Here is a 13693-nt window from a genome sequence, read left to right as displayed (position 1 = left end):
TCAGTGCTTGAGGTGCAGTTCGAACCAGAGCGAGGGGGACCGCGGCAGCCCGCCGAACGGGGTGGTGCCCCAGTCGTCGGAGAGCTCGCCGGTCAGCAGCAGCCCGAGATCGGCGTCCCGCTCACCGGTCACCGCGGCCGGCCGGGGGATCCGGACCGGCGCCTCGTCGTGCACGCTGATCCGCAGGCCGTGCCCGGCGGTCAGCAGCCGCAGCAGGATGTCCGCGGACCGCGGCGTCCGCAGATGGGCGCTGGTCACCGCCTCCGAGGTGAGCAGCACCGCGGTGTCGGCGAGCGGGGCGAGCGGAGTGCGGCGCAGCACCGCGCGGACGAAGTCGCGGGCCGCCTTCGGGGCGCGGGGGGTGCTCGGCGTGCTCAGGAGATGCGGGCGGGCGCCTGCCGCGACGCGGATGGATGGCCGGGTGACGGGTGCGGTCTGGGGGTGCACGGGTGTCTCCCTCCCCGAAGGGGTCGAGTGCGCGCCCATTGCCACTCTGCGTGGCGGGCTAGTCACACACGGTAAGTCACGTCCTACGGCGAGTGCTACCCGCTCCGGCGGTTTCCGGCCCCCTGGCGCCTTCCCGGCTCCGGCGGGTGGTCCCTTCCGGAGCGGGTGACTAGATTCGATGCATGGCGGACACCGTGCGGGAAATCGAGCGGAAGTACGAAGCCGACGACGACACCCGGCTGCCCGACCTGGCCGGGATCGACCGGGTCACCGCCGTGGCGGAGGCAGGCACCGAGGATCTCGACGCCGTTTACTACGACACCGCCGACCAGCGCCTGGCCGCCGCCGGCATCACGCTGCGCAGACGTACCGGCGGCCGGGACGCGGGCTGGCATCTGAAGCTGCCGGTCGCCCCCGGGGTGCGCGACGAGCTGCGGGCGCCGCTGTCCGAGACGCCGCCCCCGGAGCTGACCGCGCTCGTACGGTCCCGGGTGCTGGACGGCGAACTGGTCGCCGTCGTACGGCTGCGGACGCGGCGCACGGTCCGGGTGCTGAAGGACGCCGCGGGCACCCCGCTCGCGGAGGTGGCGGAGGACGCGGTGCACGCCTGGCCGGCGGCCGGGGCCGTGGACGCCGGGACGGCCGGCGCGGGGCGCCCCGGGGCCCGCTGGCGCGAGATCGAGGTGGAACTGGTCGGCGACGGCGGCGCCGGGCTGCTGGACGAGGTCGGCCGGGCGCTGACCGCGGCGGGAGTGCGTCCCGCCTCCGCGGCGTCGAAGCTGGCCCGGGCGCTGGCCGAGACGGGCCAGAGCCGCGACGGGGCCGCGCCGCACGCCGCCGGGCCGGACGAGCGGCTCGTCCATGGCTCCGGCAAGGCCGCGGTCAAGGCGAAGGGCAAGGGCGCCGGGAAGCGCGGGAAGAAGGGGCCGACCGCCGGTGATGTCGTGCTGCGCTATGCCCGTGAGCAGGTGCGGGTGATCACCGAGCTGGATCCCGCGGTACGGCGGGATCTGCCCGACGCGGTGCACCGGATGCGGGTCGCCACCCGCCGGCTGCGCAGCGCCTTCCGCTCGTACACCAAGGTGCTCGACCGCGCCGCCACCCAGCCGATCGGCGTCGAACTCAAGTGGCTGGCAGCCGAGTTGGGGGTGGAGCGGGATCGCGAGGTGCTGACCGAGCGGCTGCGGGAGGGGCTGGCCGAGCTGCCCGGGACGCTACGGCTCGGCCCCGTGGACGCCCGGCTGCGCATCTGGTCCGAACGGCAACGGGCCGGCGCGCGGGACCGGCTGCTCGACGTCCTGGACGGGCCGCGCTACCTGGCGCTGCTGAAGACCCTGCACGCCTTCCTGGAGGAGCCGCCGCTGCGGAAGGCCGCCGGGCGCCCGGCGCCCGAGGTCGCGGCCGGGGCCGTGCTCAAGGACTACCGGCGGCTGGCCCGCCGTACGGAGGCCGCGCTGGCCGCCTCCGCCGGACGGGAGCGGGACGAGGCGCTGCACGGTGCCCGCAAGGCGGCCAAGCGCACCCGGTACGCGGCGGAGGCGGCCCGCCCGGCGCTCGGCCGGCCGGCGAAGAAGTTCGCCAAGCGGACCAAGCGGGTCCAGCAGCTGCTGGGGGACCACCAGGACAGCGTGGTGGCGCGCGGCGCACTGCGCGAGCTGGCGACCCAGGCCCAGCGGGCCGGTGAGGGCGGCTTCACCTTCGGGCTGCTGTACGGGCGCGAGGAGGCCCTGGCGGCGGACCGGGAGCGGGCCCTGCCGGACGTGTGGCGGAAGGCCTCGCGCCGTAAGCACCGGGCCGCGCTGCGGCCGTGACCTGCCGGCTCGCGGCCGTGTGACCGGTGCGAGCAGCTCCGCCGATGCGAGGGCGACCCCGTGGGACGCGTGGCGAAGCGCACCGGCCCCTGTGCTCCCCGCCATCGCGGGGGTGCCCGGCCGCCGTCCTGGGGGGCGGCTCCGAGCGGTTACGCTTGAGAGTCGCCCCCTGCCAGCTCACAAAGGTTCGAGATGTCTGCCGAGTCGGTCTTCCCGCAGCTCGAGGCCCTGCTCCCGCATGTGCAGAAGCCCATTCAGTACGTCGGCGGTGAGCTGAACTCCACCGTCAAGGACTGGGACTCCTGTGACGTGCGGTGGTCGCTCATGTACCCGGACGCCTACGAGGTCGGTCTGCCCAACCAGGGCGTCATGATCCTCTACGAGGTCCTCAACGAGCGTGAGGGCGTGCTGGCCGAGCGCACGTACAGCGTGTGGCCGGACCTCGAAGCGCTGATGCGGGAGCACGGCGTCCCGCAGTTCACCGTCGACGCGCACCGCCCCGTCGGCGCCTTCGACGTCCTCGGCGTCTCCTTCTCGACCGAGCTGGGCTACACCAACCTGCTCACGGCACTCGACCTGGCCGGCATCCCGATGGAGGCCAAGGACCGCACCGAGGACCACCCGATCGTCCTCGCCGGCGGCCACGCGGCCTTCAACCCCGAGCCGATCGCGGACTTCCTGGACTGCGCGGTCGTCGGCGACGGCGAGCAGGCGGTGCTGGAGATCACCGAGATCATCCGCGCCTGGAAGAACGAGGGCCGCCCCGGAGGGCGCGACGAACTCCTCTTCCGCCTCGCGAAGACCGGCAGCGTCTACGTCCCCAAGTTCTACGACGTCGAGTATCTGGCCGACGGGCGGATCTCCCGCGTCGTACCGAACCGCTCCGGCGTCCCGTGGCGGGTGTCCAAGCACACCGTCATGGACCTCGACGAGTGGCCCTACCCCAAGCAGCCGCTCGTCCCCCTGGCCGAGACCGTCCATGAGCGGATGTCGGTCGAGATCTTCCGTGGCTGCACCCGCGGCTGCCGTTTCTGCCAGGCCGGCATGATCACGCGCCCTGTACGGGAGCGAAGCATCACCGGCATCGGCGACATGGTGGACAAGGGGCTGAAGGCCACGGGATTCGAGGAGGTCGGCCTGTTGTCGCTGTCCTCCGCGGACCACACCGAGATCGGCGACCTCGCGAAGGGACTCGCCGACCGGTACGAGGAAGACAAGATCGGCCTGTCGCTCCCGTCGACCCGCGTCGACGCCTTCAACGTCGATCTTGCCAACGAGCTGACGCGCAACGGCCGTCGCTCGGGTCTGACCTTCGCGCCCGAGGGCGGCTCGGAGCGGATGCGCAAGGTCATCAACAAGATGGTCTCCGAAGAAGACCTGATCCGGACCGTCTCCACGGCCTACGGCAACGGCTGGCGGCAGGTGAAGCTGTACTTCATGTGCGGTCTGCCGACCGAGACCGATGAGGACGTGCTCCAGATCGGCGACATGGCCGTCAAGGTCATCGCCGAGGGCCGCAAGGTCTCCGGGCAGAACGACATCCGCTGCACGGTCTCCATCGGCGGCTTCGTCCCCAAGCCGCACACCCCGTTCCAGTGGGCGCCGCAGCTGTCGGCGGAGGAGACGGACGCCCGGCTCGAAAAGCTCCGCGACAAGATCCGCGGCGACAAGAAGTACGGCCGCTCCATCGGCTTCCGCTACCACGACGGCAAGCCCGGCATCGTCGAGGGCCTGCTCTCCCGCGGTGACCGCCGCATCGGCTCGGTCATCCGCGCCGTCTACGAGGGCGGCGGCCGCTTCGACGGCTGGCGCGAGCACTTCTCCTACGACCGCTGGATGAAGGCCGCCGAGGAGACGCTGCCCTCGTTCGGGGTGGACGTCGCCTGGTACACCACCCGTGAGCGCGAGTACGAGGAGGTCCTGCCCTGGGACCATCTGGACTCCGGTCTCGACAAGGACTGGCTCTGGGAGGACTGGCAGGACTCGCTCGACGAGACCGAGGTCGAGGACTGCCGCTGGACCCCGTGCTTCGACTGCGGCGTCTGCCCCCAGATGGACACCGAGATCCAGATCGGCCCAACGGGCAAGAAGCTGCTGCCGCTGACGGTCAAGTGACCGCCTGAACGGCACGGTTCCGCCTCGCGTGAGCGGCGGTGGACCACGGCGTCCGCCGGCCGTCATCGTCAAGCAGCGCTTCCCGCACGCCACTTCGGCCCGGCCCCCGCACCCTGCGGGTGGCCGGGCTGTCGCGTACTCCCGCACAATGAGGCGATGTCACCACAGCTCATCGCACCCACCGTCGCCGTCCACGCCTCCTTCCTCGCCGCGATGGACGAGTTCCGGGACGACGGCGCCGAGACAGTTGCGCACTCCCGCATGGCCCAGGAGCTGAGGACGTGGGCCACCCGCTGGGTGACCGCTGAGGGGTTCGCCGAATACGTCGGGCAGACCGGCGGGGTGTCGAGCGAGGAGCGCGTCGACGGCGTGGTCCCGCTGAGCACCCGCTGGTGGGTGGACGGCGACACCTATCTGGGCCGGGTCACCTTCCGCCACCGGCTCACCCCCTCGCTCCACACCTGGGGCGGCCATATCGGCTACGGGGTACGTCCCGGTGCCCGGCGGTGTGGTCATGCCACCGCGATGCTGCGCGCCGCGCTGCCGGTCGCCCATCACGAGCTGGGCATCGACCCCGTGCTGGTCACCTGCGACGACACCAACACCGCCTCACGTAGGGTCATCGAGGCCTGTGGCGGGATCTTCGAGGACCAGCGGGACGACAAGCTGCGCTACTGGTTCCACCCGGCCGCGGCCACCGCCGGGCCGTAGCCGTCACGGCACATCTGACGTACCGAAGTACAAGGGGGAGGGCCCTGTGGAGCCCATGGACAAGGACCGGCGGGTGCCCGAGCGCTACGAGCCGGGCGAGGGCTGTCTGACCACTGCGGTCCGGCTTCCGGTGCGGATCGTGGTGCTGGTGCTCGTGGTGCCGGTGCGTCTGGTGTGGGATGCGCTGGCCGCCCTCGGCCGCGCCGTCCACCGGACCGCGCTGCGCCCCCTCGGCCGTGGCCTCGCCTGGCTGTGGCACACCCTCGTCGTCATACCCGTGGCCTGGACCTGGCGCACGCTCGTCGTGGCCCCGCTGGGGTGGTTCCGGCGGTCCGTGCTGACGCCGGTCGGGCGGGGTATCGCCTGGCTGGTGCGCGGGCTGGGCGTGGGGCTGGTGTGGTTGGGCAAGGCGTTGTTCGTGTGGCCGTGGGTGGCGTTGTGGCGGTATGTGGTGGCGCCGGTGGGTCGGGGCGTCGCTGTGGTGGTGGCGTGGTTGGTGCGGTATCTGGTGGTGGTGCCTGCCCGGTGGCTGTATGTCTCGGTGCTGACGCCGGTCGGGAGGGGGATCGCCTGGCTGATGCGTGGCCTGGGCGTGGGGCTGGTGTGGTCGGGCAAGGCGTTGTTCGTGTGGCCGTGGGTGGCGTTGTGGCGGTATGTGGTGGCGCCGGTGGGTCGGGGCGTCGCTGTGGTGGTGGCGTGGTCGGTGCGGTATCTGGTGGTGGTCCCCGCCCGGTGGCTGTACGCCTCGGTGCTGACGCCCCTCGGGCACGGGATCGTCTGGCTGGTGCGCGGAATCGGCACCGTGCTCGCGACCCTCGTCCGGTGGATCCTGGTCGTGCCGCTGGTCGCCCTGTGGCGGTATGTGCTGCTGCCGGCCGGGCGGGCGCTGGCCGCCGTGGTGACGGTGGTCGTCCGTGAGGTCGGGGCGGCCTTCGGGCACTGCTGGCGGGTCGCCGGGATCATCTCCCGGGCCGTCGGCCGGTTCCTCGGCACGGTGCTGCGGTGGGTCTTCGTCGAGCCGGTGCGCTGGGTCTACCGCACCGTGCTCACCCCACTCGGCCACGGCATCCGGAACGGCATCTGGCGCCCCGCCCGGCAGGCGCTGCGCACCGCCCGCGAGACCGTCCGGCAGACCCGTCAGGAGCTCCGGCGGGCCCTGTTCGGCGCCCCCGGGGAGCCGCAGCGCGCGGCCGCCGTTCCGCCCCGCCGGGAACCGGGAGCCCCCGGGACACGTACTCTTGGTAGCAGTACGACCGCACTCACGAAGGACTGAACGACACTGGGCAAGCGACAGCCCGAAGGCCCGCCGCCCGCACCGGCGGTGCAGCGCATCCGACTGCGCTACACCAAGCGCGGCCGCCTCCGGTTCACCAGCCACCGCGACTTCCAGCGCGCTTTCGAGCGGGCGCTGCGCCGCGCCGAGGTCCCCATGGCCTATTCCGCGGGCTTCACCCCGCACCCCAAGGTGTCGTACGCCAACGCCGCCCCGACCGGTACGGGCAGCGAGGCCGAGTATCTGGAGATCCAGCTCGCCGAGCGCCGCGATCCGGACAAGCTGCGCGAACTCCTCAACGAGTCGCTGCCGGACGGGCTCGATGTGATCGACGCCGTGGAGTCCCGCACCAGTGGCCTGGCCGACCGCCTGGAGGCCTCGGTGTGGGAGATCCGGCTCGACGGGGTCGCGCCGGAGACCGCCGGGCACGCCGTCGAGGCGTTCCTCGCCGCGGAAGAGGTGCAGGTCGAGCGCCGGACGAAAAACGGCATGCGGACCTTTGACGCACGGGCCGCGGTGGCGCGTCTGGAGGCCGCCGGTCGCGAGGGCGATAGGCCCGACGGCAATGCCTGTGCGATACTGCGGCTGGTTGTTCGGCATCTGACACCTGCCGTTCGACCCGACGACGTCCTGTCCGGCCTCCGAGCTACGGCCGACCTGGCGCCGCCGGTCCCCGCTGCGGTGACCAGGCTGGCGCAGGGGCTGCTCGATGAGGAGACCGGCGCGGTGACTGACCCGCTAGCGCCCGACCGCGACGCTGCCACGGCCGCCCCATCCACGGCCGCCGGGCTGAGTGCCGCGAAGGCGACAAGTGGGGCCTCCCCGGCAGCCGGGGAAGGTACTGCGTAGGACTGCCGTCGTCGCGTCGCCGATCAACCAGGGAGCCACCCCGGTCCGGCAGACGCACTGACCAGGAGACTTTCGCCGGTCCCGCCCTACCGGGGCCGACGAGCGAGACGACAGCTCCCGTGCGGCGCCCACGCCCCGGACAGCGGGACCGCGCTCATCACGCGGACCGCGGCCGGAATCAGGCGCGGCGCCCGGGAGCGTGACGGGAGAACCGCCCGCATGCTCGAGCCCATTGAGCCCACCGGATCCACGCATTCCCAGGATCGCGGTGCTGACGACAACAACAACCACTCACCCAGCGACACGCTGCCGCCGCGCCGCCGGCGCCGCGCGGCATCCCGGCCGGCCGGTCCGCCGGCGGCCGGTGCCGCCGCCGAGGCCGCGGTGATGAGCACCGAGGCCACCGCCGCGCCCGCGGCGGACCCGGCCCTCGCCGAGGAGAGCACCGCGGCCGCGGTGACCACCGGCGACGAGGCCAAGCCGGCCCGTACCCGCCGCCGGGCGACCCGCAAGGTCACCTCCCCGGCCGGCGCCCCGCAGCCGGCCGCCGAGGCCGAGACCGCTGAGGAAGAGGCCGACGAGGCCGAGACGGCCGAGGCCCCGGCCGTCGCCGTCGAGACGCCTGCCGAGGCACCCCAGGAGGAGGCGGCACCGCGCCGCACCCGCCGCCGGGCGACCCGCAAGGTGACCGCCCCCGCCGGTACCCCGCAGACCGAGGCCGCCCCGGAGCCGGTGGTCGCCGAGGCGTCCGCGACCGGCGAGGCGCCCGCCCCCGCCGAGGCCGCCGCCGAGACGGCCGCCGAGGCGCCGCAGGAGGAGGCGGCACCGCGCCGCACCCGCCGCCGGGCCACCCGTAAGGTCACCGCTCCGGCCGGCGCCCCCCAGGCGAGCGCCGCCGACGAGGCCGCCGCCGCGGACGTGGCCCCCGCCGCCCCGGCCGCCGAGGACGAGGAGGCGGCGCCCGCCCCCGTCGAGGAGGCCAAGCCCGCCCGGACGCGTCGTCGCGCCACCCGTAAGACCACCGCCGCCTCGGACGCGCCGCAGGCCGCCGAGACGGCCGAGGAGCCCGCGGCAGCGGAGCCCGCGCAGGCACCGGCCGCCGAGGACGCGACCGCCGAGGCGCCCCGCCGCCGGGCGCGCCGCCGTGGCGAGCGTGCCGCGGAGCCGGCCGCCGAGGCGCCCCGTGCCGAGGAGGAGCCCGCGACGGAGGCACCGCAGCGCGGCCGCCGCCGTGCGCAGCGCCCCCCGACCGCCGTCTTCCAGGCGCCGGTCTTCACCGAGCCGATGTTCCAGACGCCGGAGACCGCGGCCGCCGCCGCTGCCGCGGCCCAGCAGGAGGAGACCCCGGCCGAGCCGGCCGTGGAGGAGCAGCCCGCCGCGGGTGCGCGCCGCCGTCGCCGTCGTGGCGCCCCGGCCGAGCCCGAGCAGGTCGCCGCCGCCCCGGCCGAGGAGCCCGCGGCCGACGAAGAAGCCGCAGCCGAAGCAGAGCCGGAGGCCGAGCAGGCAGAGGGCGGCCGCGGCGAGGACGAGTCCGCCGACCGCCCCTCGCGCCGCCGCCGCCGTGGTGGCCGCCGCCGTCGTCGCGGTGAGTCCGCCGACGGCGCCGACGAGGCCGCCGACGAGCGGGAGGCCCCGGAGGCGGAGGCCGAGGAGGCCGAGGAGCAGGCCGCCGAGGAGCAGGACGAGGCCGAGGAGTCGGCCGGCGGTTCCAGCAGCAGCCGCCGTCGCCGTCGCCGGCGTCGCCGGACCGGTGAGCCTGCCGAGGCAGAGGCCGGCGGTGCCGATGACCCGGAGCGTACGGTCGTCAAGGTCCGTGAGCCCCGTAAGAAGGACGAGAGCACCAGCGCCGACGAGGTGCAGTCGATCAAGGGGTCGACGCGTCTGGAGGCCAAGAAGCAGCGCCGCCGGGAAGGCCGCGAGCAGGGCCGTCGCCGGGTGCCGATCATCACCGAGGCGGAGTTCCTGGCCCGCCGCGAGGCCGTCGAGCGGGTGATGGTCGTCCGCCAGAGCGGCGAGCGCACCCAGATCGGCGTCCTTGAGGACAACGTGCTCGTGGAGCACTTCGTCAACAAGGAGCAGGCGACCTCGTACGTCGGCAATGTCTACCTCGGCAAGGTGCAGAACGTCCTGCCGTCGATGGAGGCCGCGTTCGTCGACATCGGCAAGGGCCGCAACGCCGTGCTCTACGCCGGTGAGGTCAACTTCGAGGCGCTGGGCATGGCCAACGGCCCGCGCCGGATCGAGACCGCGCTGAAGTCGGGCCAGTCCGTGCTGGTGCAGGTCACCAAGGACCCGATCGGCCACAAGGGCGCCCGGCTCACCAGCCAGGTCTCGCTCCCCGGCCGCTACCTGGTCTACGTGCCCGAGGGCTCGATGACCGGCATCAGCCGCAAGCTGCCCGACACCGAGCGGGCGCGGCTGAAGCAGATCCTCAAGAAGATCGTCCCCGAGGACGCGGGCGTCATCGTGCGTACCGCAGCCGAGGGGGCGAGCGAGGAGGAGCTGGCACGCGACGTCCAGCGGCTCCAGGCCCAGTGGGAAGAGATCCAGAAGAAGGCCAAGAGCAACAGCTCCAGCGCGCCGACCCTGCTCTACGGCGAGCCGGACATGACCGTCCGGGTCGTCCGCGACATCTTCAACGAGGACTTCTCCAAGGTCATCGTCAGCGGTGACGACGCCTGGGAGACCATCCACGGCTATGTCGCGCATGTCGCCCCGGACCTCGTCGACCGGCTCCAGAAGTGGACCTCGGACGTCGATGTCTTCGCGACGTACCGCATCGACGAGCAGCTGATGAAGGCGCTGGACCGCAAGGTCTGGCTGCCCAGCGGTGGTTCGCTGGTGATCGACCGGACCGAGGCCATGATCGTGGTCGACGTCAACACCGGGAAGTTCACCGGCCAGGGCGGCAACCTCGAGGAGACGGTCACCAGGAACAACCTGGAGGCGGCCGAGGAGATCGTGCGCCAGCTGCGGCTGCGCGACCTCGGCGGCATCATCGTGATCGACTTCATCGACATGGTGCTGGAGTCCAACCGGGACCTGGTGCTGCGGCGCCTGCTGGAGTGCCTGGGCCGGGACCGGACCAAGCACCAGGTAGCCGAGGTCACCTCGCTCGGCCTGGTCCAGATGACCCGTAAGCGGGTCGGCCAGGGCCTGCTGGAGTCCTTCTCCGAGTCGTGTGTGCACTGCAACGGCCGTGGCGTCATCGTCCACATGGACCAGCCGACGACGGCCGGCGGCGGTGGCAAGCGCAAGAAGAAGGGCAAGGCCGAGAAGGCCGAGCCGCACGTCCACGAGGCAGAGGTCGCGCCGACCCCGGACGGTGCCACGCCGGAGCTGGAGCCCGTCGCCGTGACGGAGGCCGAGCTTCAGCCCGCGGTGGCCGAGGCCGACGAGTGGTTCAGCAGCCCGGCCGAGGCCGAGGCGGCCGCCTCGCGTGGCCGTGGCCGCCGCCGGGCGAGCCGGAAGGCATCTGCTCCGGCGGGCGCCCCGAAGGCCACGGAGCCCGCCGAGATCGTCGTGCCGGCCGAGCCGGTGGCGGCGCCCGAGCCGGAGCCCGCTCCGGAGCCGGTCGCCGAGGCGCTGGCCGCGGAGGCACCGGTCGCGGAGCCCGCGCCGGCCCGTCCGCGCCGCCGGGTGACCCGTAAGGTGGCCGCCCCGCAGGTGTCCGACGACTCCACGGCCACCGTCGTGATCGCCGCCCCGGCGGCTGAGCCGGTCACCGAGCCGGCGCCGGCCGAGCCCGCGGAGCCCGCCGAGGGCGCCGAGGCGGAGCCCGCGGCCAAGAAGACCGCGAAGAAGGCGACGACGAAGAAGGCGGCGGCCAAGAAGACCACCGCGAAGAAGACCACGGCCAAGAAGACGGCGGCGAAGAAGACCACCACCGCCAAGAAGGCCACGGCGAAGAAGACCACCGCGAAGAAGACGACGACGAAGAAGGCGGCGGCCAAGAAGACCGCTGCCGCCGAGCAGCCCTCGGTGCCGTCGGTGTCGGCTTCCGCGGAGGACTGAGCAGTCGGCCGTGCCCCGGACCGCAGGCGGTCCGGGGCCGGTTTGACCCCCTGGTCAAGGCCCCGTAACCTTGACCGTCGGTGTCTGTGACACCAAACCCCTGAGCAAACACCTCTCGGTCCGCCGAGGGAGGCCGCTCGTCCATTCGGATTCCACGGGCCCTATCCCGAGCCCGTGTGAGCGGCTGGCATCAGAGGATCCGTTCCTAGCGAAAGAGAGTTCCGCGTGTACGCGATCGTGCGCACCGGCGGACGCCAGCAGAAGGTTGCTGTTGGCGACGTCATCGAGATTGACCGCATCTCCACCAGCAAGGTCGGCGACACCGTCGAGCTCTCCACGCTGCTGGTCGTCGACGGTGACGCTGTCACCAGCGACCCGTGGGTCCTGGCCGGCGTGAAGGTCCAGGGCGAGGTCGTCGACCACCACAAGGGCGACAAGATCCGGATCCAGAAGTACAAGAACAAGACCGGTTACAAGAAGCGGATCGGCCACCGCCAGCTCCACACGGCGCTGAAGATCACCGGCATCGACGCTCCGGCGAAGTAAGGGACTGAGGAGACATGGCACATAAGAAGGGCGCATCGTCCACTCGGAACGGTCGCGATTCCAATGCTCAGCGGCTCGGCGTGAAGCGCTTCGGCGGTCAGGCCGTCCTCGCCGGTGAGATCCTGGTCCGCCAGCGTGGCACCCACTTCCACCCCGGCACGGGCGTCGGCCGTGGCGGCGACGACACCCTGTTCGCCCTTGCGTCCGGCGCGGTGCAGTTCGGCACCCACCGTGGCCGCAAGGTCGTGAACATCGTTCCGGTCGCCGAGTAATCACGGCCTGACCGAGCGATAGCTCAGCATCAGCACCACTCAGGGGCGGACCGCCTTCTCCCGCGACAGCGGGAAGGCCGGTCCGCCCTTGCGTGTTAGTACAGAGACATGCGCGCAAGTAAAGCGACATACCCGTAGTTACCTGGAGGCACCCCCACCATGACCACCTTCGTGGACCGCGTCGAGCTGCACGTCGCCGCGGGTAACGGAGGCCACGGCGTGGCCTCCGTGATGCGGGAGAAGTTCAAGCCGCTGGGCGGCCCGGACGGCGGCAACGGCGGCCGTGGCGGCGATGTGACCCTGGTGGTCGACCAGGACGTCACCACACTTCTCGAATACCACCACCACCCGCACCGCAAGGCCACCAACGGCCAGCCGGGCGCGGGCGACAACCGCTCCGGCAAGAACGGCCAGGACCTGGTCCTGCCGGTCCCCGACGGCACCGTCGTCCTGGACCGCGAGGGCAATGTGCTCGCCGACCTCGTCGGCCAGGGCACCACCTTCGTCGCCGGCCAGGGCGGCCGCGGCGGCCTCGGCAATGCCGCGCTGGCCTCGGCCCGCCGTAAGGCGCCCGGTTTCGCGCTGCTCGGCGAGCCCGGTGAGGCCCGCGACATCGTGCTGGAGCTCAAGACCGTCGCGGATGTCGCGCTGGTCGGCTACCCGAGCGCCGGCAAGTCCTCGCTGATCTCGGTGCTCTCCGCCGCGAAGCCCAAGATCGCCGACTACCCCTTCACCACCCTGGTGCCCAACCTCGGTGTGGTGACGGCCGGTTCGACCGTCTACACGATCGCGGACGTCCCCGGTCTGATCCCCGGCGCGAGCCAGGGCAAGGGCCTGGGCCTGGAGTTCCTGCGGCACGTCGAGCGCTGCGAGGTGCTCGTACACGTCCTGGACACCGCGACCCTGGAGGCCGACCGTGACCCGGTCTCCGACCTCGACACCATCGAGGAAGAGCTCAAGCAGTACGGCGGTCTGGACAACCGGCCCCGGATGGTCGTCCTCAACAAGATCGACGTCCCGGACGGCAAGGACCTCGCCGACATCATCCGCCCCGACCTGGAAGAGCGCGGCTACCGCGTGTTCGAGGTCTCCGCGGTCGCCCACATGGGCCTGAAGGAGCTGTCCTTCGCGCTCGCCGACGTGGTCTCCAAGGCCCGCGCCGCCAAGCCCGTGCAGGAAGCCACCCGTATCGTCATCCGGCCCAAGGCCGTTGACGACGCCGGCTTCACGGTCACGGAAGAGGGCGAGAACTTCTTCCGCGTGCGCGGCGAGAAGCCCGAGCGCTGGGTCCGCCAGACCGACTTCAACAACGACGAGGCCGTCGGCTACCTCGCCGACCGCCTCAACCGCCTCGGTGTCGAGGACCAGCTGCGCAAGGCGGGCGCGCACGCGGGCGACGGCATCGCCATCGGCCCCGAGGACAACGCGGTCGTCTTCGACTGGGAGCCGATGATGGCGGCCGGTGCGGAGATGCTGGGACGGCGCGGCGAGGACCACCGCATGGAGGCGCCCCGGCCGGCCGCGCAGCGCCGCAAGGACCGGGACGTGGCACGGGACGAGGCCGACGAGGAGTACGACGGCTTCCGGCCCTTCTGACGGTCCGCCCGGCGGCCCAGGGCACGCACGGCAACGGGGAAGGCCCCCGGGAGTTCTCC

The 13693-nt window shown here is 72.6% G+C and carries 10 protein-coding genes; 9 read left to right on the top strand and 1 reads right to left on the bottom strand.

Annotated features, from left to right (window positions below):
- Nucleotides 1-447, bottom strand: coding sequence for an ATP-binding protein (locus tag CP981_RS13370; RefSeq protein WP_085925628.1), 447 nt, complete (start codon nt 445-447; stop codon nt 1-3).
- Nucleotides 448-629: 182 nt separating this feature from the next.
- On the opposite strand from CP981_RS13370, the gene CP981_RS13365 reads away from it, so the two are divergent.
- From CP981_RS13365 to obgE, 9 genes are all read left to right on the top strand, one after another.
- Entirely contained in the window at nt 630-2258 is a 1629-nt protein-coding gene (locus tag CP981_RS13365; protein WP_085925629.1) for a CYTH and CHAD domain-containing protein, read from the top strand.
- A gap of 192 nt (nt 2259-2450) precedes the next feature.
- Entirely contained in the window at nt 2451-4373 is a 1923-nt protein-coding gene (locus CP981_RS13360; RefSeq protein ID WP_085925630.1) for a TIGR03960 family B12-binding radical SAM protein, read from the top strand.
- A 156-nt stretch (nt 4374-4529) separates the two neighbouring features.
- The gene (locus tag CP981_RS13355) at nt 4530-5084 is read left to right on the top strand and encodes a GNAT family N-acetyltransferase (protein WP_085925631.1); all 555 of its coding nucleotides are present in this window, start codon (nt 4530-4532) and stop codon (nt 5082-5084) included.
- A 55-nt stretch (nt 5085-5139) separates the two neighbouring features.
- Nucleotides 5140-6357 carry a hypothetical protein gene (locus CP981_RS13350; protein WP_085925665.1) on the top strand — a complete coding sequence of 406 codons (1218 nt, stop codon included), beginning with the start codon at nt 5140-5142 and terminating at the stop codon, nt 6355-6357.
- Nucleotides 6358-6405: 48 nt separating this feature from the next.
- Nucleotides 6406-7206 carry a TIGR03936 family radical SAM-associated protein gene (locus CP981_RS13345; RefSeq protein WP_085925632.1) on the top strand — a complete coding sequence of 267 codons (801 nt, stop codon included), beginning with the start codon at nt 6406-6408 and terminating at the stop codon, nt 7204-7206.
- Nucleotides 7207-7425: 219 nt separating this feature from the next.
- Complete coding sequence (locus CP981_RS13340) at nt 7426-11220, top strand: Rne/Rng family ribonuclease (RefSeq protein ID WP_085925633.1); 3795 nt, start codon at nt 7426-7428, stop codon at nt 11218-11220.
- Nucleotides 11221-11445: 225 nt separating this feature from the next.
- Nucleotides 11446-11766 (top strand): 50S ribosomal protein L21, encoded by a 321-nt coding sequence (gene rplU / locus CP981_RS13335; RefSeq protein ID WP_085925634.1) that lies wholly within the window; start codon nt 11446-11448, stop codon nt 11764-11766.
- A 14-nt stretch (nt 11767-11780) separates the two neighbouring features.
- Entirely contained in the window at nt 11781-12038 is a 258-nt protein-coding gene (gene rpmA, locus CP981_RS13330) for a 50S ribosomal protein L27 (protein ID WP_085925635.1), read from the top strand.
- A gap of 159 nt (nt 12039-12197) precedes the next feature.
- A complete protein-coding gene (gene obgE, locus CP981_RS13325; protein WP_085925636.1) occupies nt 12198-13634 on the top strand; it encodes a GTPase ObgE in 1437 nt (478 codons plus the stop codon).
- Nucleotides 13635-13693: the final 59 nt, after the last annotated feature.

It is taken from the genome of Streptomyces platensis, assembly GCF_008704855.1.
GTDB classification, from domain to species: Bacteria; Actinomycetota; Actinomycetes; order Streptomycetales; family Streptomycetaceae; genus Streptomyces; species Streptomyces platensis.
Note: the sequence above shows the minus strand (reverse complement) of the source record. Positions and strands in the feature narration are given on the sequence as shown.